At 65.9% G+C, this 19,316-nt stretch carries 16 protein-coding genes; 11 read left to right on the top strand and 5 right to left on the bottom strand.

Annotated elements, in window-relative coordinates; all coding sequences use genetic code 11:
• Nucleotides 1-6 precede the first annotated feature (6 nt).
• Nucleotides 7-951, top strand: a complete 945-nt coding sequence (locus H537_RS0131385; RefSeq protein WP_156902055.1) for a hydroxymethylglutaryl-CoA lyase-like TIM-barrel protein — start codon at nt 7-9, stop codon at nt 949-951.
• 98 nt (nt 952-1,049) lie between these two features.
• Here H537_RS0131385 and H537_RS0131380 read toward each other — a convergent pair whose 3' ends face one another.
• Nucleotides 1,050-2,072 (bottom strand): Bug family tripartite tricarboxylate transporter substrate binding protein, encoded by a 1,023-nt coding sequence (locus tag H537_RS0131380; protein ID WP_238446876.1) that lies wholly within the window; start codon nt 2,070-2,072, stop codon nt 1,050-1,052.
• A gap of 332 nt (nt 2,073-2,404) precedes the next feature.
• Here H537_RS0131380 and H537_RS46575 point away from each other — a divergent pair, with 332 nt between their 5' ends.
• The gene (locus H537_RS46575; protein WP_238446883.1) at nt 2,405-3,871 is read left to right on the top strand and encodes an MmgE/PrpD family protein; all 1,467 of its coding nucleotides are present in this window, start codon (nt 2,405-2,407) and stop codon (nt 3,869-3,871) included.
• 81 nt (nt 3,872-3,952) lie between these two features.
• Nucleotides 3,953-5,383: an MmgE/PrpD family protein gene (locus tag H537_RS0131370; protein ID WP_084151084.1), complete on the top strand. Its 1,431-nt coding sequence runs from the start codon at nt 3,953-3,955 to the stop codon at nt 5,381-5,383.
• Nucleotides 5,384-6,099: 716 nt separating this feature from the next.
• On the opposite strand, the gene H537_RS53645 is transcribed toward H537_RS0131370, so the two are convergent.
• Nucleotides 6,100-6,372 carry a hypothetical protein gene (locus H537_RS53645; RefSeq protein WP_156902053.1) on the bottom strand — a complete coding sequence of 91 codons (273 nt, stop codon included), beginning with the start codon at nt 6,370-6,372 and terminating at the stop codon, nt 6,100-6,102.
• Nucleotides 6,373-6,530: 158 nt separating this feature from the next.
• Between H537_RS53645 and H537_RS54645 the strand changes: the two genes are divergently transcribed.
• The gene (locus H537_RS54645; RefSeq protein ID WP_029001043.1) at nt 6,531-6,722 is read left to right on the top strand and encodes a hypothetical protein; all 192 of its coding nucleotides are present in this window, start codon (nt 6,531-6,533) and stop codon (nt 6,720-6,722) included.
• A 56-nt stretch (nt 6,723-6,778) separates the two neighbouring features.
• Here H537_RS54645 and H537_RS0131360 read toward each other — a convergent pair whose 3' ends face one another.
• The 3 genes from H537_RS0131360 to H537_RS0131350 all read right to left on the bottom strand — a co-directional run bounded on the left by H537_RS0131360 (nt 6,779) and on the right by H537_RS0131350 (nt 9,161).
• A complete protein-coding gene (locus tag H537_RS0131360; RefSeq protein WP_043460915.1) occupies nt 6,779-7,609 on the bottom strand; it encodes an SDR family NAD(P)-dependent oxidoreductase in 831 nt (276 codons plus the stop codon).
• A gap of 66 nt (nt 7,610-7,675) precedes the next feature.
• Entirely contained in the window at nt 7,676-8,467 is a 792-nt protein-coding gene (locus H537_RS0131355; RefSeq protein WP_029001041.1) for a crotonase/enoyl-CoA hydratase family protein, read from the bottom strand.
• A 106-nt stretch (nt 8,468-8,573) separates the two neighbouring features.
• The gene (locus tag H537_RS0131350) at nt 8,574-9,161 is read right to left on the bottom strand and encodes a DUF2889 domain-containing protein (RefSeq protein ID WP_029001040.1); all 588 of its coding nucleotides are present in this window, start codon (nt 9,159-9,161) and stop codon (nt 8,574-8,576) included.
• Nucleotides 9,162-9,559: 398 nt separating this feature from the next.
• On the opposite strand from H537_RS0131350, the gene H537_RS0131345 reads away from it, so the two are divergent.
• From H537_RS0131345 to H537_RS0131315, 7 genes are all read left to right on the top strand, one after another.
• Nucleotides 9,560-10,852, top strand: coding sequence for a CaiB/BaiF CoA transferase family protein (locus H537_RS0131345; protein ID WP_084151082.1), 1,293 nt, complete (start codon nt 9,560-9,562; stop codon nt 10,850-10,852).
• 13 nt (nt 10,853-10,865) lie between these two features.
• Nucleotides 10,866-12,458 carry a class I adenylate-forming enzyme family protein gene (locus H537_RS0131340; protein ID WP_029001038.1) on the top strand — a complete coding sequence of 531 codons (1,593 nt, stop codon included), beginning with the start codon at nt 10,866-10,868 and terminating at the stop codon, nt 12,456-12,458.
• A gap of 20 nt (nt 12,459-12,478) precedes the next feature.
• Nucleotides 12,479-13,642, top strand: a complete 1,164-nt coding sequence (locus H537_RS0131335; RefSeq protein WP_029001037.1) for an iron-containing alcohol dehydrogenase family protein — start codon at nt 12,479-12,481, stop codon at nt 13,640-13,642.
• A 15-nt stretch (nt 13,643-13,657) separates the two neighbouring features.
• Entirely contained in the window at nt 13,658-15,073 is a 1,416-nt protein-coding gene (locus H537_RS0131330) for an aldehyde dehydrogenase family protein (protein ID WP_029001036.1), read from the top strand.
• A gap of 93 nt (nt 15,074-15,166) precedes the next feature.
• Entirely contained in the window at nt 15,167-16,126 is a 960-nt protein-coding gene (locus H537_RS0131325; RefSeq protein ID WP_029001035.1) for a Bug family tripartite tricarboxylate transporter substrate binding protein, read from the top strand.
• Nucleotides 16,127-16,132: 6 nt separating this feature from the next.
• Entirely contained in the window at nt 16,133-17,182 is a 1,050-nt protein-coding gene (locus tag H537_RS0131320) for an NAD(P)-dependent alcohol dehydrogenase (RefSeq protein ID WP_029001034.1), read from the top strand.
• Between the two features lie 118 nt (nt 17,183-17,300).
• Entirely contained in the window at nt 17,301-18,920 is a 1,620-nt protein-coding gene (locus H537_RS0131315) for an MFS transporter (protein WP_029001033.1), read from the top strand.
• The last annotated feature ends 396 nt before the right edge of the window (nt 18,921-19,316 follow it).

The raw sequence follows: 19,316 nt of genomic DNA, 5'->3' as shown, positions 1-19,316 counted from the left end.
ACGGTGATGGACGCTTCGCTGTTGCCCAGATATGCCACCCTGCGCGAAGTCAGCCTGCAGTATCTTGATTGCAACATGCCCACGGCGTTCAAGTGCGACTGGATCCTTATCGCCTACGCAGCGGGCCTTCGACACATCGGGGTCGGAACGTATTTCCCGGCTGGGCATCCGCGCCATGTCGACATGCACGAAGTTGCCCTGTTCGCTTCGACACTGCCGGATCTCGAGATTTGTGCGACCGCGACCGATGCCGAGTGTGCGCGGCTTGCATTCGAGCAAGGCGTCAACCGGGTTGTGCTTTCTGTGCAAGGCGGCTTGCAATCCTTGGACAAGGAGCCGGAGTCAGGTTTCAGGCAAGTGCAGGGCGCCCTGCGTGCTGCCTGCCGCGCGCGTGAAGCAGCGCGGGTACGGGGCTTGGTGGAGGTGCAGCTGGACACCGCGCTTAGCAGCCTGGACGGCAAAGCCGGTGGCTCAATCGCACAGCTGGTGGCTCGCGTGGCTCTGGATGAGGGATGCGATGTGATCGGCGTCGCGGACCCCCGAGGCCGCACCGCTGCTCAGCACGTGGCGCGGATGCTTGCGGGAATGCGGGCCCTTGGTGACGACCGGCCGTTGTCGGCGTACTTGAATGGAGACGGCGAGGTGGGTCGGGCTGCAGTGTGCGCGGCTATGCAAGCCGGGGCCACGTTGATTGATGTTGCGGTCGCCGGGTATCGCCGGGCGGGGCGCGGTGACATCAGCGCCAAGGAATCTCCTGAGCAGTCTGTTGCCACAATGCTGCATGCCTTGGGCGTGAACACGGGCGTGGACGTGCGAACCCTGGACGAATTGCTCGAATTCGCGCAACGGCACTCGGGGCACCGTGTGCGCGGCCAAGTGCACTGCTGCAGCCATGAGGGCGGCATGCTTGTGTCGGACTGGACTACGTCACGCCCAAAGGCGCGTCGCTGAGTTCTTTGCTGCGGCCTGGCAGGCATACAGTAATGCCGCACCAGCCACTCGTGGCCAGTGCGGCCCAGGACCGAAACCCAAAGAAGCGCCGGCCTGGCTCAGTCGAGCCTGATGTTGTTCTCCGTGGCGAGGCGGTGCCAGCGCGCCGTGTCAGTAGCCACCAGCTTTGCAAACTCGGTCGCTGAGCCTTGTCCCGGGTCGATGCCCCAGGCGGCGAAACGGGCTTTCACGTCAGGCGAGTTCAGCACCTTGTTGAGTTCACCATTGATGCGCCGCACCTGCTCAGGAGGCAATCCACGCGGTGCATAGAGGCCGAACCACGACACCACGGAGAATCCTGGCACGCCGGACTCGGCCACTGTCGGGATGTCGGGTGCGACGGACGCGCGGCGCGGCCCCGTGACAGCCAGAGCGCGCAAACGGCCGTCCTTCACGTAGGGAATGGCCGACGTAACTGCGTCTGCTGCGAGGTGCACCGAACCGCTGACCATGTCCGTGTACGACGATGCGGTCCCCTTATAGGGAATGTGGGTCAGCGAGATGCCGGCCTGGGCCTTCAACAGCTCGAAGGTGAGGTGGCCGAAGGAACCGATACCGCTGCTGGCGAAATTGACGTAGCCGGGCTTTTGCTTGGCCAGCGCGATGAGTTCCTGCACATTCTTGACGTTGAGCGCCGGTGATGCCAGCACGACATTGTTGGCCTCCGCGATAAGCCCAATGGGGGTGAAGTCGTCCACCGGGTTGTAGCGCAGCTTCGTTGACAGGGCAGGTGCGACGGCATGCGTACTGCTTGTGGCCACCAGCAGCGTGTAGCCGTCGGCGGGAGCGTGGGCAACTTCAATTGACGCGATCGCGCCGGCAGCTCCAGGTTTGACGTCCACAAAGAACTGTTGACCCAGGTTGCGTGTCAGGGCCTCTGCCACCACCCGTGCCAGTTGATCCGTTGCACCTCCGGCGGAGACGGGCACGACCATGCGTACGGGCTTGGCCGGCCACGATTGAGCCTGAGCGCTGGCACAGGTGACCATGGCGACGGCTGGGAGCCAGTGCAGGGCCTTGCCCAGGCCATTGCCGAGAACCACGGCACACAGGGCGCGCCGTCGTGAGGGGCCGAATTTCATGCGTCTCTCCATTGGTTGAGTCACCGGCGTCAGCTCGCTGGGGCATGCACGACCTCAGGCAGGTTCCTGCCCGCGGGTGCCGGACCGTGTTGGAACTGTTGCACGCCACTAAGTTAATTCGCATATACGAACCTTAATTCGTATAGACGGCAAAAGTGTAGGTGCTGAGCCGTTGCGCGGCATTGGTGTTTGCCCCGGGCCCATGCCCACCTTGGCTTCATTCGTACATGGGCGAAACCCCCTATGCCGTGGCTCACATGCATAACTTACATTGACGCATATATGATCACTGGTTCGTACTAGCGAACACTAGGATTGCTGTCACTTTGAAGGTGGCCGCCTTTAGGCAGCCCGCGCCTTCGCCTGCGGGGAGGCGCCATGGCGGCAGCAATCGGTGCGTCAACAAAGGAAACGAATCCATGGATTTGATGAACTCGGCCGAGAAGCCCCAGCCGCCGCGCAGCATCACGCGCGAGCTCGCCGCCTTCGCCGTGCACACGCGCTTTGCGGAACTGCCCGACGCGGTGAAGGCAGAAAGCGCACGTGCGTTCCTGAACTGGATGGGTTGCGTGTTTGGAGGCTGTCAAGACCCTGCAGTCGGGATCGCGGCCGACGTGGCCCTGGAAGCCGGAGGCCGTGCGCAGGCCTCTCTCATCGGACGCGGTCGGCGAACGGACGTGGCCAACGCAGCCTTTGTCAACTGCCTGAGCTCCAGCGTGCTGTCCTTCGACGATACGCACTTGGCCACCGTGACGCATCCAACCGGACCGGTCGCCGCAGCGCTGTTCGCCTACAGCGAGCAGCACGCTGTAGCGGGCGAAGAATTCCTCACAGCGCTGGCCGTGGGCATCGAGATCGAATGCCGCCTGAGCAACGTCCTGCTGCTGCCGCCAGCGCGGGCCAATCTGGGGTTCTTCGTCACTGGGCTCACCGGGCCGATCGGCGCCGCGGCGGCACTGGGTCGCCTGATGCAACTTGACGAGCAGCGCATGCGCTGGGCCCTAGGACTGGCCGCGGCGCAGGCCGCGGGTTTCCGCGGCACTCATGGCGCGATGGCCGCGTTCTTCGTACCGGCGCATGCGGCGCGCTGCGGCGTGTCCGCGGCGACGCTTGCCTTCAAGGGCGTGACGTGCACTGACCACGTGCTGGAAGGCGCGAAGGGATTTGTCGATGTCTTTGGTGCAGGCGGCGATCTGAACCGTGCTGCCGATGGGCTGGGCCGGCATTTCGAGCTGATGGCCAATGCTTACAAGCCCTATCCGTCCGGCATCGTGGTCCAGCCGGCCATCGACGCTTGCATGGACATCGCGCAGCAGCTGCCTAGCAATGCACTGCTGGAGACAGTGACGTTGCGCGTGCATCCGCTCGCTTTGGAGCTGACCGACCGGCGCAAGCCGGAAGATCCCGTGCAGGCGCAGATCAGCCTGTACCATTGGGCCGCGGCCTGCCTCGTGCAGCGCGCCGCCGGCCTGGCGCAACTGCAGCAGGCCTGCATTGACGATCCGGCCGTTGCGGCGCTGCGCGCACGCATCACCGCGGTGGCCGACCCCGCGCTGGCCCGAGACGAGGCTGTCGCCGAAGTGAAGCTTACCCACGGCACTGCGTACCGTGCGCACGTGGAGCATGCACGCGGCAGCATCGCCCGGCCCATGACGGACGCAGAGCTGGACGCCAAGTTCAGCGCGCAGGTCGACACAGTGTTGCCGCCTGCCGCGCGTGATGAACTGCTTGGCCTTTGCCGCGGTGTCGCCGAGCTGCCCGAGGTGGGCCGGCGTATCGCCGCTGCCTGGGGCGGGTAAGGCCTTGCGCCCATCGCCCCTGCGAATTGCGTCCCATTGAACTGCCACGCTCCCATTCATCCATCTCATCAGGAATCCGCCATGAGCTCATCCCACGCATCCGCTGAAAAAGCCCGCCCCGACATGCCCGATCTCGTCATCGACGTGGCACGCTTTGCCGCAACCATCGATGCCCGGCAGCTCGATCCTGGCGTCGTCAAGGCAGTCAAGACCAATATCCTCGACACGCTGTCCTGTGCGCTGGCGGGCTCGTCGGCAAAGGCCATTGCCGAAGTCTCAGGGCTCGTGAGGGAATGGGCGGGTGTGGGCCAGGCCGACATGTTCGTGTTCGGCGGCAAGTTCCCGGCGCACCAGGCCGCCTGGGTCAATGGCGGCATGTCCCATGCGCGCGACTATGACGACACGCACGATGGCGCCATCCTCCATGCCGGCGTGACTGCTGTTCCGGCGGCGATCGCCGCAGGCCAGCTGCGTGGCGAGCTCTCCGGTGCTGATCTGATTGCCGCAGTCGCGGCCGGCCTCGAAGTGACCTGCCGCCTCGGCGTGGCGGTCAAGGTCGACATCGTCGAAAGCGGCTTCATCTATACCTCGCTGCTGGGCTACTTCGGCGCGACGGCAGCGGCCGGACGCGCTCTGGGACTGACGCCGGAGGAGATGGTCAATGCGTTTGGCATCGTCTACAGCTCGGTTGCCGGCAACCATCAAGTCACCCGCGATGCCTCTCTGATGAAGCGGCTGCAGCCTGGCTTGGCGGCACAGGCGGCGGTGGTCGCAGTGCAGCTGGCCAAACGCGGCATTCGCGGTGCCCAGCACGTGTTCGAGGGCGCCGACGGCTTCTTCCGCGTCTACCTTCACGACCGTGTCGATGCGGAGGTGGTACGCAAGGACCTGGGCAGCCGCTTCGAGCTGCTGAACTTGAGCTACAAGCCCTATCCGTGCTGCCGTGACACGCATGCCGCTATCGACACGGTGCTGCAGCTGCGTGCGCAGGTGAACCGTCCGGCCAGCGACATCGAGTCGATCCGTGTCGGCGTGACGGCGCCGGGCTACCAGATGGTCTGCGTGCCCGAACATGTTCGCCTGGCACCCCGCACCATCGTCGAGGCCCAGTTCAGCATTCCCTACACGGTGGCTGCATCCTGGATCGATGGCAGCCTGGGCATGCGCCATTTCTCGGATGAAGGACTGCAACGCGCTGACATTCTTGACCTCGCCTCGCGCGTGAAGCCCTACGTCGATGCGGACATCGACCGTGACTGGCACCGTTTCGTGACTCCAGCCAAGGTGAGCATCCAGTTCCGCGATGGCCAGACGATCGAGGGGCGCGTGGATTATCCCAAGGGGCATCCGAAGAACGCAATGACGGATGCCGAGTTCGCTACCAAGTCCAGGGACTGCGCCACCTTTGCTGCCCGTGAGCTGCCCGCTGACACGGCGGATCGCCTCATCGCGACGGTGGGGCGGCTGGAATCCGTGGCAGACATTTCCGAGGTCCTGCGTATCATGAGCTGACGCCCGGTTGGCTTGCTGTAAACGCCCAAGCTGGCGCGGCTAACCCGCACCTTCCGAGGTTGGCCGGCAACGTGGCGCGCTGCGCACTTCCTACCACTGCCTTGGTCTCACTGCTGCCCGCCGGCGGCTGTGTGCGAGCTGCCAGACGGACCCGGCTGGAATCGAGCCACGGAAACCAAGTGGTCTGAGATCGTCACACGCCCTGAAGGACGGCGGCTCCTCCTGCGAGACGGCCATGCTCGACCGCGAGAATGTTTCGCGCCGCATTGACATCACGATCGTATGTCGTGTGGCAGCCGCTGCACTCTCATATTCCAAGGCTCGCGATACCTCTCGGTCCCTCCGGCGGCATCGCACCGCATGTAGAACAGGTCTGGGTGGAGAACGCTTCGCTGACCTCGCGGAACCACACGCTTGCGCTTGACGCACTTGGTCTGCAGCATGGTCCGCAACGCGCTGCAGCCCGCTCTTGGCATGGCGCGAGCGGGCCAGGGCTGAGGCGTTGACGTTGCCAACGAAGATGCCCCGGTGCTGGCGTACCAGGGTGGTAGAAGGTTTGTGAAAGTTGTCGCGCCGACGGTCGACGGTCTTGGCGTGGATCGCCCTGGTGCGCGCCTTCTCGCCGGCGCGCTGCGCGGTGGCCAGTGCTGGTTCAAGGTCACGGTAGAAGCGTTGCGCGGCCGCCTTCTCGACGCTGGACAGCACTGCAAGTTCCTTCAGGTCCAGGTCGATGCCAACACACCCGGCTTGGGATGGCATGGGCGGCGGGGCTCGCTTACGCAGACATTGAAATACCAGCGCCCGCGCGCTTCCTCGTTGAAGCCGCCGGGACGCAACTCGAACCCGCTCAGGCCGTGGCTGTCCCACAGCGACAGCCACGGCCCGGCGAGCAGACCTGTCCGTGCGCGTAGCGGATGGTGCGGAACATCAAAACCCAAATAAATTACCGCTTTGCCTACACCGCCATCCCTCCGCGGGATGAATGCCAAGTCTTCTCGCGGAGGTCTGTGATGAATAGCCAGCGCGCCAGCCCGATTCTCGCTGGGGCATCGTTGTTGCCGCTGGGCGGTGCATGTGCTCAGGCTGACTTTCCCAGTCAGCCAACCGCGATCGTGGCCCCTTTGCCCCAGGCAGCTGCGGCCAGATCGTGCGCTTCCTGAGCGAGCAGGTCAGCCAGACGCTGGGTCAGCCAATCGATGCCAGAGGCATTTCCTTGATCCTCATGATGGAGAACGCCAAGCTGCCACGGTGGAGGTGCTACGTGCTGGAGAGCGGCAGCTTGTGTCTGCTCGGGGCGAGCGCCAAGATGCTCGCCAACGACCATGTCCAGAAAGTCTAGCTTGTGGACTGGCCGGCTTTTGCGGCCCGGCCACTGTTGCCGTAGTGCATGCCTGCTTATCGCGGCAGGGACTTGCCCGCTCGAGGCACCTGGCTCATCAAGGTCTGGCGCAGTCCACCATCGACGTGCAGTTCTTGCCCGTTGACGTAACTGGAGCGGTCGCTGGCCAGGAACACAATGGCGTTGGCCAAGTCCAGCGGTGAGCTGACCCGGCCAGCAGGAATCATGTCTTCGCGCTGCCGCAGCAGATCGGGAGCCTGGTAGGCGTCTTCACTGAAAGGCGTGCGCACGAGGCCGGGGCACACCACATTGGATCGGATGCGGTGCGCCGCCAGCTCGACGGCCAGGGTGCGCGCCAGCATCATCATCCCGGCCTTGCTGGCGCTGTAGGCGCCACCGTTTGGCAAGGGGTGCTCGCCCACGATGGAAGCCACGTGGATGATGCTGCCGCCGCGCCCGGCGTTGACCATCTGCTGCCCGAAGGCCTGCGTGCAGATCAGCGCGCCAGTCAGGTTCACCGACAACACCTGGTTCCACTGCTCCAACGGCATGTCCAGCAGTGCGCCGGGCTTGCGCGCCGCGGCGTTGTTGACGAGGACCTGGCAGGCTCCCAGCTCCGCGCGTACCTTGGCAGCCGCTGCGGTAACCTCGGAAGCGAGCGACACGTCAGCAGCGATGCCGATCGCAAGTGCCCCCGTGGCTGCGATCTCGGCTGCTACGCGGCATGCAGCGGATTCGTCGCGATCCAGTACGGCTACGGCGGCACCGGCCTGGGCCAGCTGGCGCGCGGTCTCCTCGCCAATGCCGCTGCCGCCGCCGGTCACAACGCAGACGCGTCCTTCAAGGCCCAGCCATGCTGTGGCCTGCGGATGAACGGTTGTGATCATGGCGTGCTCCTTCGAGCCGTTGCGTGGGAACTGGTGCAAGTGAGTGGGCTTGTGCCGACCATGACGTCAGCTGAAGCGAGGCGCGCGCTTTTCCAGGAACGCGTCGACGGCCTCGCTGTGATCCGGTGTCTTGTGTGACACCGCCTGGTACACGGCGGACAGCTCCAACACCGTGTCCAGTCGCGAGTGGATGGCTTCACGCATCAGCCGCTTGGTCAGGCGCACGCCATGGGAAGCGTGCTGGGCGATTCGCCCGGCCAGGCTGCGGGCCGACGCCATCAGTTCCTCGTGCGGCACCACTTGCGACACCAAGCCCAAGGCCAGCGCCTGCGGCGCGTCCACCATGTCACCGGTGAAGGCCAACTCCGCGGCGCGGGACATCCCCACAATCCGTGGCAGCAGCCAGGCACCGCCATCGCCGGGGATGATGCCCAGCTTGATGAAGCTTTCCGCGAACTTGGCCTTCTCCGATGCGATGCGAATGTCACACATGCACGCCAAGTCCAGCCCGGCACCGATGGCGTGGCCATTCACCGCGGCGATCACGGGCACTTCCAGGTTGAAGAGCGACAGCGTCAGCCGCTGGATGCCGCGCCGGTACTCGTGCCGGATGTCCATCTCGCTGACCTCCGGCGTGGCCTGGCGCTTCATCTCACGGATGTCGCCGCCAGCGCTGAACGAAGGGCCGTTGCCGGTCAGGATGACGCAGCGCACGCCTCGGTCGTCGTGGATTCGGTCGATGGCGGCCAGGAACTCGGGTATCGCGGTGTTGCCGGTCAACGGGTTGCGCTGTTCCGGCTGATCCATCGTGAGCGTGACGATGGGACCGTCCTGTTCATAGATGAGGAAGTTGGGCATGGCCGCTTGTCTCCAATAGGGTGTGGACATGTGGAAAAAAACCCGCCGCGGGGATGCTCGTGCAAGGCCGCCGCATGCAGGGCGTCACGGTGACACGACGGCAGCGTTAATCCTGCGTGGGAGCACTGCGGTGATACTGAGGCCACCGCATCTTCACCAGCTCGCGCTCGGCACCGTACGCATAGCAGCTGTCGATCTTCACCGGTCGTCCATTGGCGTCCAGCACGTCGGGCCGGCCGGCGTGGACTGTGGACATCGACTGGAAGGCCGTCGTGGCCATCGGAATCAACAGCTCCATCAGGTGAGTGCAACTGCGTGCGCCGCCGAGCCGGCTACGCACCTCGCGGCTCCAGCCACTGATCATTCGCAGACCCTTGAGCGACTGCAGCGCACGTCCGCCTTCCGGGCAAACCTCGTACGGCGCTGCGCTGGTGAAGGTCTGGACGTCGTGCACCAGCATCCTGTCGTCGAAGACCAGCCGCACGCCCATGTCATGGATCGGTTGGTGCGCCGCTACCGTCTTTCCGCCGCTGGCGGGCGTGAACTCGTGGGGCTTGCGATCAACGACCCTGCCTTCTATCTCAAACAGGCCATCGCTACGGCGGTAACCGCGCATGTCAATGCGACGGAAGTGCAGCTCTTCGCGGGATACGGCGTCGTCAGGGAACGCGGTGGTTGGGCTGTTGGAAGTCACGGCGAGGATGAAGTCGGCAAGAAGCGGCAGGCCAGCCGGGGTTGGCGCGATTCGGTAAGAAAATTCGCACCAACATGTCATAAATACGAACTAATGATCGTATATGCGTCACAAGGTAGACTGAACCCAAGACGCTGTCAAGTAAGTTGTTGAAGAGCGACCTCCGCACGTCTGGGCCGGACATGCGCAGAAACCCCAATGACGCGCCGCCTGTCGGCCTTTAAAGTGACGCATATGCGATCTGTTGTTCGCATAAACGAACTTGTCGGGATTGCAAGCGCCACCATACCTGCGCGAACTCCAAGCGCCCGGGCGGTGCAGATCCGTCATATGACACCTAAGGAGTCGCGTGCACATCGCTGCGACGACGCCGGCAGAAGCCACCAAGGAAACAAACGATGAACGCACCACTTGACAGCTCCACTGCCCAGGCCGAGGGCTGGGACCGCCACTGGAGCGACGCGTCGGCGCAGGACGCCGGCGCGGCAGCGGCGCAAGGCGATGTGCCGCTGCCGCTGCCGCTGGCGGGCGTGCGCGTGCTGGACCTGGGCCACGTCTTCCAGGGCCCGTACGCGACGTTCCTGATGGCCATGGCCGGTGCCGAGGTCATCAAGATCGAGCCCCCGCAAGGCGACATGTCGCGCCGGCGCGGGCGCGACGGCGACTATCCGTTCCGGGCGCTCAACGGCTGCAAGCGCGGCATGGTGCTCAACCTCAAGACCGAGCGCGGTCGCGAGCTGCTCATCGAGCTCGCGCGCAGCGCCGACGTGCTGGTGGAGAACTTCGCGCCGGCGGTGATGCCGCGCCTGGGGCTGGGCGCGGACGTGCTCCTCAAGGCCAACCCGCGGCTGATCTACGCCTCGGCCTCGGGCTTCGGGCGCACGGGCCCGTACGCGGACAAGCTGGCGCTGGACCTGACCATCCAGGCCATGAGCGGGCTCATGAGCGCCACGGGCGAGCAGGGCGGGCGCCCGTTGAAGGCCGGGGTGCCGGTGGCGGACTTCATGTCCGGCGCGCACCTGTACGGCGCGATCGTGACGGCGCTGTTCGAGCGCGAGCGCACCGGGCGCGGGCGTGCCATCGAGGTGTCGATGCTGGAGTCGCTGTTTGCGACGCTGCTGCCCGCGGCCGGGCACGTGTACGCCAGCAACTCGGTGCCCAAGCGCACGGGCAACCGGCACGTGGCCGACTCGTACGTGCCCTTTGACACGTTCGAGACGGCCGACGGCTGGGTGGCCATCGTGTGCGCCACCGACGAGCACTGGGCCAACTTCACCAAGGCGATGGGCCGCGCGGACCTGCGCGAGGACGCGTCGCTGCGGCAGCTGCACGGGCGCATTGCGCGCATCGACGAGCTCACGGCGGAGATCGCCAAGTGGGCGGCCACGCGCACGCGCGACGAGGTCACGGCGCTGTGCCAGAAGCACCACGTGCCCGCGGCGCCGCTGCGCGACGTGATGGAGGTGCTGTCGGATCCGCACCTCAAGGAGCGCGGGTTCCTGACGCAGCAGGTGACGGACAGCGGTGCGCAGGTGGTGCTGCCCAACAGCCCGATGCGCTACGAGGGCTCGGGGCTGCGCGCGCTGCAGCCGCCGCCGCAGCTGGGTCAGCACAGCGAGGAGGTGCTCGCCGAGCTGTGCGGGCTGAGCCAGCAGGAGCTGGCGCAACTGCGCAGCGACGGCGTCATCTGAGGAGCGGCAGACCATGGCATCCACCACCGCCCGCTGGGGCGACCAGATCGCCGTTGAGGTCGTCAACGGCATCCCGTATCGCATGTACACCGAGCGCCCGCACCGCGTCGAGGAACTGCTGGCCTTCGCCCGGCGCTGGGGCACACGTCCCCACGTCATCCAGGGTGAGCGCGTCCTGAGCTTTGACGACCTCTGCCATGCCGTAGCCCGCAAGGCGCGCGTGCTGGGAGAGCTCGGGGTCCGGAGCGGCGACCGCGTCTTCATCCTGGGCTGGAACGGTCCGGAATGGGTTGTGAACTTCTGGGCTTGCCTGGCTGCCGGCGCTGCGCCGGTGCTGGCGAACGCGTGGTGGAGCGCCACCGAGGTCGCCAACGGCTTGGCGCTGATGCAGCCCGCGCTCACGCTGGCTGACGAGTCAGCCGCAGCCAAGCTGCCCGCCGGATCGCGCACTGGTCCGTGGGCGATCGACGTCACGCCCATGGAAGACGCCGCAGTCGCAGTCGACGCCTCGCGCAGCGAGGACGAAACCGCGCTCGTCATCTTCACCTCCGGCACCTCGGGCAGTCCCAAGGCGGTGGTGCTGTCGCACCGGGCGTTGCTGGCGCGGCTGCAGATGACGCTGCATGTCACTCGCAAGCTGCCGCACCAAGTCGACGAGTCGGCGCACGACGTCACGCTGATCACGGGCCCGCTGTTCCACGTCGGCGGGATGCAGACCCTGCTGCGTGCACTCATCGTGGGCGACACGCTGGTATTGACACGCGGACGCTATGACCCTGCTGACGTGCTGGCGGCCATCGAGCGCCACAAGGTCAAGCGCTGGAACGCGGTGCCGACCATGGTGTCGCGGCTGCTGGACCATCCAGACGTGTCGCGTCGCGACGTGAGCAGCCTGAAGTCCATCAGCATCGGCGGCGCGCCGGTACACAAGGAGCTGATGCAGCGCATTCGCGAAGGGCTGCCCAGCGTCAGTCCGCGCATCCCCACGGGCTACGGACTCACGGAGAACGGCGGGCAGGCCACGGCAGCCGCTGGCTCGGAAGACGTCGAGAAGCTGGGGTCGACGGGCCGGCCGCTGCCCTGCGTCGAAGTGCAGTTCCTGAGCCATCCGGGGCTGCCCGACGGCGAAATCCTGCTGCGTTCTCCGACGCAGATGTCGGGCTATTTCGGCCTGGACGAGTCGCCCATTGACCAGGAGGGGTGGCTGCACACCGGCGACCTCGGGCGCCTGGACGACAAGGGCAACCTGTGGATCACCGGCCGCTGCAAGGACATGATCATCCGTGGCGGCGAGAACATCGCGCCGGCGGCTGTGGAGCGGGCGCTGGTGGCCGTCCCCGGCGTGACCGAGGCCGTAGTGTTTGGCGTGCCACATCCGGACCTCGGCGAAGAAGTGATGGCCATCGTTGTCGCAGAGGGCGAGCTCACAGTGCAGCAGTTGCAGCAGCAACTTCGATCCAGCTTGTCCTCCTTCGCCGTGCCCAGCCGCTGGCGGCTCCAGAAGGAACCGCTGCCCACCAACCATACCGGCAAGGTCGACAAGCCCGCGCTGGCCGCTCAAGCCCGCGCCGAGCTTGCGCAAGAGCGCTCCCAGGCCGGGGTGTGAGCCGTTTCGGAGACTTGAACATGCGTTCTTTCCAACACATCACCCCGCCGCTGCGCTTGTTCAGCGGCCCCGACAGCCTGGACCATCTCGGTCGGGAGCTGGACCGGCTGAAATGCCGCCGGGCAGTGGTCTTCTGCGGTCCGTGGGCCGAGGGGCCATTGCTCGACGCAGTGCGCGCCGGGATGGGCGAGCGCTGCGCCGGGGTGTACACCGGCGTGCTTGCCCACAGCCCCTTGGCCTCCGTGGAGGAAGCCGCCGGGGAACTCCAGCGCTTGCAGGCCGATGCCGTGGTGGCCTTGGGCGGCGGATCGTCCATTGTGACCGCCCGCGCGGCGAGCATCCTGGCGGCCGAGAGCAGCGACACCCGCAGCCTGTGCACGACGCGCGACGCCAGCGGCCAGCTGCGCAGCCCGAAGTTGATGGCGCCGAAGCTGCCGCAGTTCATCGTGCCCACGACGCCTACGACCGCCCTGGTCAAGGCCGGCAGCGCGGTATTCGATCCCGACACCGGCGAGCGGCTGGCCCTGTTCGACCCGAAGACGCGGGCCCACGCGATCTTCATCCATCCGCAGCTGATCCAGTCGTCACCGCGGGAACTGGCGATCAGCGCAAGCATCAACACCTTTTCAATGGCCATCGAGGGGTTGTCGTCGCGCACGGGCGACTCGCTATCGGACGCGCAGCTGATGCACGTGCTGCGGCTGCTGGCGGACCAACTGCCCGCGCTGAAGAAGGCGGACGATGCGGAAGTGCGTGCGCAGCTGGTGCTCGCGGCCGTGCTGTGCGGGCAGGGCACGGACCACACGGGCGCTGGCATCACGACGGTGCTTGGCCATGCCATCGGTGCACGCCACCACATCGACAACGGCGTGGCCAATGCCATCGTCCTGCCTCATATGCTGCGCTTCAACGGTGCGGCCAACGAGGCGGGCTTGCAAAAGGTCGCGACTGCGCTGGGACTGCCACGATCCGAGGGAGAGCGGCTGGTCGCGGCGGTCGTGGAGGTGGTGCAAGGGCTGCTCGAACAGCTCGGGGTCGCGCGGCAACTGCGCCAGGTCGACGTCCAGCACGAAGCGCTGCCCGACATCGCGGCACATGCCATCGGCGACTGGTTCCTGCGCGGCAACCCGCGCCCAGTGCGCGACGCTTCCGAGCTGCAACAGGTCTTGGAAGCGGCCTGGTAACCCGGGAGACACGAAGTGATCGAGCGCAAGCAAATCTTCGTTGACGGTCAATGGGTGTCGTCGTCGGGTCAGGACGTCATCACCGTGATCAACCCGGCCACGGAGGAGCCCACCGCCATCGTGCCGCGAGGGACGGCCGAGGACGTGGATCGTGCTGCGCAGGCCGCTGCAGCGGCCTTCGAAAGTTGGTCCCGTACTCCAGTGCAGCAGCGCATTGATGTGTTCACGCGGTTGGCACGGGTGACCGAGGACCGTGCCGATGAGATCACGCGAACCATCGTCAGCGAGGTCGGCTACCCCGTGAAGTGGACACAGCGCTCGCAGACGGCTGGTGCGGTGGAGGAACTGGACATCATTGCCGAGTGCCTGCGTGAGATCTCGTGGGTCGAGCAGGTGGGCAACACGCAGGTGTGCCGCGAGCCTTCAGGCGTGGTCGGTGCGATCACTGCCTGGAACGCGCCGCTGCGCTCCATCATCTCCAAGGCTGGTGCAGCGATGGCTGCGGGGTGCACCATTGTGCTCAAGGGCGCAGAGGTGGCGCCGCTGACGTCGTTCATTTTCGCGGAGATGGCTGCCGAAGCCGGCGTGCCGGCTGGGGTGCTGAACGTGGTTTGCGGTACCGGTCCCGAGGTCGGGGAGGCAATCGCCTCACATCCGTTGGTCGACATGCTGTCGCTAACGGGTTCTGTGCGCGCGGGGCAACGCGTGATGGAGCTCGGCGCCTCGTCGGTCAAGCGCATGCACCTGGAGCTCGGCGGCAAGTCCGCCAACATCATCTTCGCCGACGCCGACTTCGAGCGTGCCGTCGTCGACGGCATCGAGGACGCGATGCGCAACACCGGGCAGGTCTGCGGCGGCCTCACGCGCATGCTCGTGCCACGGCAGCGGTTGAAGGAAGCCGAGGAACTGGCTGTGCGCAAGGCACAGAGCTACGTGCTGGGCGATCCGCTGGACCCGGCCACCACACTCGGACCGGTGGCCACGGCGGCCGCGCGCGAGCGGGTGCGCGGCTACATCCGATCGGGCCTGGAGGAGGGCGTACGCATGCTCACCGGCGGCCCGCAGCCTCCCGAAGGCTTGAGCCGCGGATACTTCGTGAAGCCAACGATCTTCAGTGGCGACAACCGCTGCCGCATTGCCCGGGAGGAGATCTTCGGCCCGGTCGTGGTGATCATCCCGTTTGACGACGAGTCCGATGCCGTGGCCATCGCCAACGACTCGGTGTATGGCCTGGCCGCCGGTGTCTGGTGCGGCGACACCGATCGTGCACGCTCGATCGCTTCCAGGCTGCGTGTCGGCCGAGTGCGCATCAACGGTGCCCCGCTGAACAAGCGCGGTACGCATGGCGGCTTCAAGCTCTCAGGCGTCGGGCGCGAATGGGGCCGATTCGGCATCGAGGAGTTCCTCGAATACAAGTCGGTGATCGGCTGACGAACGCTCGCTGAACGACCAGTGCTTCGACATCCGGAACAAGACAGGCAGGGAGCCGGCACTCTCCCTGCTCACCGCGCTCAGGAGAAATTCATGGACAGACGTTCCTTGCTCACGCTGCTGGGACTGACGCTGACAACATCCGTCGGTAGCGTGTTTGCGCAGCCGTCGGGGCGTCCAGTACGGGTGGTGGTGCCGCTGCCGGCAGGCAGTTCCAATGACCACGTGGCCCGGGTGCTGACCCCGTACATGGCCACCACGCTCGGCCAGACCCTTGTCATCGATAACAAGGCAGGCGGCAACGGCACTATTGGCACGCTCGACGTGGTCCGAGCCGCGCCAGATGGCTTGACGCTGCTGCTCGCGTCAAACTCGCCGCTGGCAGCCAACGTGGCGTTCGTGAAGAACATGCCCTACGACCCGCAGCGCGAGCTCACCCCGATTGCCGGGGCCAGCTTGACCAATCACGTGCTCATGGTCAAGGCCGGCTCGCCGATCCGAAGCCTGGCCGAGTTCATCGCCTACGCCAAGCAGCGGCCCGGCAAGGTCAGCGTGGGCTATTCCACCACCTCTGTACAGCTGCAGATTGCCACGCTGAGCAAGATGGCGGGCATCGAGGTGCTTGCGGTTCCCTACAAGGGCTCGCCCGCGACCATCACCGACGTGATTGGCGGCGCGCTGGATGCGACCCTGACGGATCCGGGCAATGCCCTGGCCCAGGTCAAGGGCGGCCAGTTGCGAGCGTTGGCGGTGAGCTCACTCAAGCGCAATCCGGTCACGCCGGACTGGCCTGCAATCTCGGAAACGTTGCCAGGATTCGATTTTCCCTCATGGAACGTGCTGATGGGGCCTGCCGGCCTGCCACGCGAGATCGTCAACCGGCTCAGCAACGCGGTGATGCAGGCCCAGAAGCGCAAGGACGTCGTGGACAAGCTTGCCGTGGCTGGCACGACGCCGCTGATCATGGGACCCGACGAGCTCAAGGCCTTCATTGACGCCGAGACAGCCAAGTGGGTCAAGCTCGCACGCGAAGCCAACATCCAGCCCGAGTGAGCGGCCGTGTTCACCGTCAACGCACGCTGCACCTGCGGTCCCCACGAGCCATTCAAGGCGTTCAAGATACAGCGCCGCGAGCTGGGCCCGCGCGATGTACTGATCGACATTGCTTATGCGGGCATCTGCCACTCCGACATCGACCACGCGCGTAGCGTGCGGGGCAGGTCGACCTATCCGCTGGTGCCCGGGCACGAGATCGCCGGCATCGTGTCGGCCGTCGGCGAGGAGGTCACCAGGTTCAGCGTCGGAGACCGGGCCGGCGTGGGCAACATGGTCGATTCCTGTCGCGTCTGTCCCAACTGCCATGCCGGCCTGGAGCAGTACTGCAGTGGCGGGCGGGTCATGACGTACAACTCCGTTGGTCGCGACGGGCAGCCGACGTACGGGGGTTACAGCCAGAAGATCGTCGTCGACCAGGATTTCGTCCTGCACATTCCCGACGCCATCGCGCTGCAAAACGCCGCGCCGTTGTTCTGCGCCGGCATCACGCTGTACTCGCCGTTGCGGCATTGGGAAGCCGGGCCGGGCAAGCGCGTGGCAATCCTGGGCTTCGGCGGCCTGGGGCATGTGGGCGTGCAGATCTCGAAGGCGCTCGGCGCCCACACCACGGTGCTTGAGCTGTCGAGCGCCAAGCGCGCCGACGCCCTGCGCCTGGGCGCCGACGAGTTCTGCCTCACCACCGAGCCGGGCATGTTTGACGAGTTGGCCTCCTCGCTTGACCTCATCATCTCGACGGTGCCGGCCAATATAGACGTGGACGCCTATCTGGGCCTGCTGCGCCGCGACGGTACTTTCGTCAACCTCGGCGTGCCGGACAAGCGGCTGTCCATCTCGCCGATGGCACTGCTCAGGAACCGGCGTTCGGTGGCTGGTTCCTTGAGCGGCGGCCTGCCCGAGACCCAGGAAATGATCGACTTCTGCGCCAGGCACGGCATTGGGGCGGAGGTCGAGGTCATCGATGCCGACCGGATCGACGAGGCCTACGAGCGGTTGCTGGCCGGCGATGTGCGTTACCGCTTCGTGATCGACGTCAGTACGATGGCAGCGCCGTGAGCGGTTTGCACGGCACGCCGTTCGTTGGCAGCACGGTACGCCGCTGGGCGACAGCGCTGCCGTGTCCGCACACCGCAACTGAAGCCCAAGGCATTCAAGGTGGAGGCGCTGTCCGGACATGACATCCGATCCCGCTGAACGGCCTGCCGCGGAGCCGACGGTGACGGCCTGGAGCCCCTTGCGCCAGCCGGTGTTCCGCATGCTCTGGACGGCATGGCTGACCGCCAACGTCAGCATGTGGATGAACGACGTCGCTGCCGCCTGGCTCATGACGACGCTGTCCACCGACCCGGTGCTGGTCGCGCTGGTGCAGACGGCTTCGACGTTGCCGGTGTTCCTGCTGGCGCTGCCCAGCGGCGCGATGGCCGACATCGTGGACCGGCGCAAGCTGTTCATCGGCACGCAGCTCTGGGTGGCCGTCGCGGCAACGCTGTTGGCGGTGGCCGCCTGGAGCGGCACCCTTTCCGGGTATGCGCTGCTGCTGCTGGTGTTCCTGCACGGCATGGGGCTGGCAGTGCGTTGGCCCGTGTTTGCCGCGGCTGTGCCCGAAGTGGTGTCGCGGGTCGAACTACCCCAGGCCATGGCGCTCAATGCTGTTGCCATGCACGTGTCACGCATCATCGGCCCGGTTGCCGCCGGGGCATTGCTGGCCGCAGTTGGCAGCGCCTATGTCTTCGCGCTCAACGCGGTGTTGTCGTTGGCGGTGGCTGCGCTGATCTGGCGATGGCGGCATCAGGCGCGGGCCAGCGCGCTGCCCGGTGAACGTTTTGTCGGGGCGATGCGCGTGGGCCTGCAGTACGTCGCGCAGTCCCCGCCATTGCGCGTGGTCCTGCTGCGGGTCTTTGTCTTTCTGCTGCACATCTCCGCGCTGATTGCCTTGCTCCCGCTGATAGCCAAGGGGATGCCAGGGGGCGGCGCAGGCACCTACACCGCGCTGCTGTCCTGCATGGGCTTGGGAGCCGTGGCCGCCACGATGTGGATGCCCAAGATGCGCCAGCGGATGAGTCAGCAGCGCGTCCTGGTTGCTGCGACATTGGTACATGCAGCGGCGACCGCCGTCGTCGCCTGCGCGCCCAATGTGTGGGTGGCCGCTTTGGCGATGCTACCGGCAGGTTCGGCCTGGATTGCGGCAGGAAGCTCGATGACGGTCAGCGCACAGCTGTCCCTGCCGGACTGGGCCCGCGCGCGGGGCATGTCGATCTTCCTGATGGCGTTCATGGCCGGCACGGCCGCAGGTGCCGCGCTCTGGGGCTCGGTGGCCAGTTACGCCGGCGTGCGCAACGGCCTGCTGACGTCTTCCGCATTGGCGCTGGTGTTACTGGCAGCGTTGCGCCGCTGGCGTCTCGAAGACCGCACAGCGGAGGACGATCTCATGCCACGACCGACCGATATCCCGGTGGTGACGACATCGCCCGTCGAGCCAGGCTCGGGCCCCGTGGTCGTTACGATCGAGTACCTGATCGACGCTCAGGACGAGCGCGCCTTTGCGGAAGTCATGAAGGAAACCCGGCGCTCGCGTTTGCGAGGCGGTGCCCTTTCATGGGGCCTGATGCGCGATGCCGACGATCCGCACTGCTACATCGAGTACTTCATGGACGAGAACTGGGTGGAGCATCAACGCCGAATCGACAGGCTTACGGCTGGCGATGCGCGGCTGCGACAACGACGTCTGGCGCTCCACAAGGGAATGCAGCCCCCGAGGACCACCCGCTTCGTGGGCAAGAACGTCGTTGGTTGAGACAAGGATCCTGATGCCCGCGATGCCGCAGGCCTTCAGAACTCCCGGTCCGGCTCCTTCTTGAGCCGCAAACGCCTTCTTCCGACCTGCTGCAAACACCGCGTCGGAACTGCGCAGCGCCTGTATTGCGCGCTGCCGTACTCGCTGGCATGCCTGGCAGCGAAGCGTGGTCCTTGTCTGGATCTTCGGCGCCATCACAGCCTTTCAGGTTGCCCTCACTGCTCTCTTGGCAGCGTACGGGAGCGCTTTCCCAGCGTTGAGCGCCCGAAGGCCGAGGCTGGCGTAGTGTCCTTGCGCTACGCGTCAGACAAGAATCACTGCGTGGCCGGCCTTCGGATGGGCGAGTAGCCACCGGCTGCGCGGTGACGTCACGCTATTTGCCGGCAACTCGCGACA

The sequence above is a fragment of the Azohydromonas australica DSM 1124 genome (assembly GCF_000430725.1).
Taxonomy (GTDB): domain Bacteria; phylum Pseudomonadota; class Gammaproteobacteria; order Burkholderiales; family Burkholderiaceae_C; genus Azohydromonas; species Azohydromonas australica.
This window is presented reverse-complemented; position numbering and strand designations above follow the sequence as displayed.

What these genes read in the sequence shown, in the direction of transcription:
- H537_RS0131380 (WP_238446876.1), bottom strand. Translation starts at nt 2,072, where the DNA reads ATGAAATTCGGCCCCTCACGACGGCGCGCCCTGTGTGCCGTGGTTCTC.
- H537_RS0131385 (WP_156902055.1), top strand. Translation starts at nt 7, where the DNA reads ATGGACGCTTCGCTGTTGCCCAGATATGCCACCCTGCGCGAAGTCAGC.
- H537_RS0131360 (WP_043460915.1), bottom strand. Translation starts at nt 7,609, where the DNA reads ATGATCACAACCGTTCATCCGCAGGCCACAGCATGGCTGGGCCTTGAA.
- H537_RS0131340 (WP_029001038.1), top strand. Translation starts at nt 10,866, where the DNA reads ATGGCATCCACCACCGCCCGCTGGGGCGACCAGATCGCCGTTGAGGTC.
- H537_RS0131335 (WP_029001037.1), top strand. Translation starts at nt 12,479, where the DNA reads ATGCGTTCTTTCCAACACATCACCCCGCCGCTGCGCTTGTTCAGCGGC.
- H537_RS0131345 (WP_084151082.1), top strand. Translation starts at nt 9,560, where the DNA reads ATGAACGCACCACTTGACAGCTCCACTGCCCAGGCCGAGGGCTGGGAC.
- H537_RS0131370 (WP_084151084.1), top strand. Translation starts at nt 3,953, where the DNA reads ATGAGCTCATCCCACGCATCCGCTGAAAAAGCCCGCCCCGACATGCCC.
- H537_RS0131315 (WP_029001033.1), top strand. Translation starts at nt 17,301, where the DNA reads ATGACATCCGATCCCGCTGAACGGCCTGCCGCGGAGCCGACGGTGACG.
- H537_RS0131325 (WP_029001035.1), top strand. Translation starts at nt 15,167, where the DNA reads ATGGACAGACGTTCCTTGCTCACGCTGCTGGGACTGACGCTGACAACA.
- H537_RS0131355 (WP_029001041.1), bottom strand. Translation starts at nt 8,467, where the DNA reads ATGCCCAACTTCCTCATCTATGAACAGGACGGTCCCATCGTCACGCTC.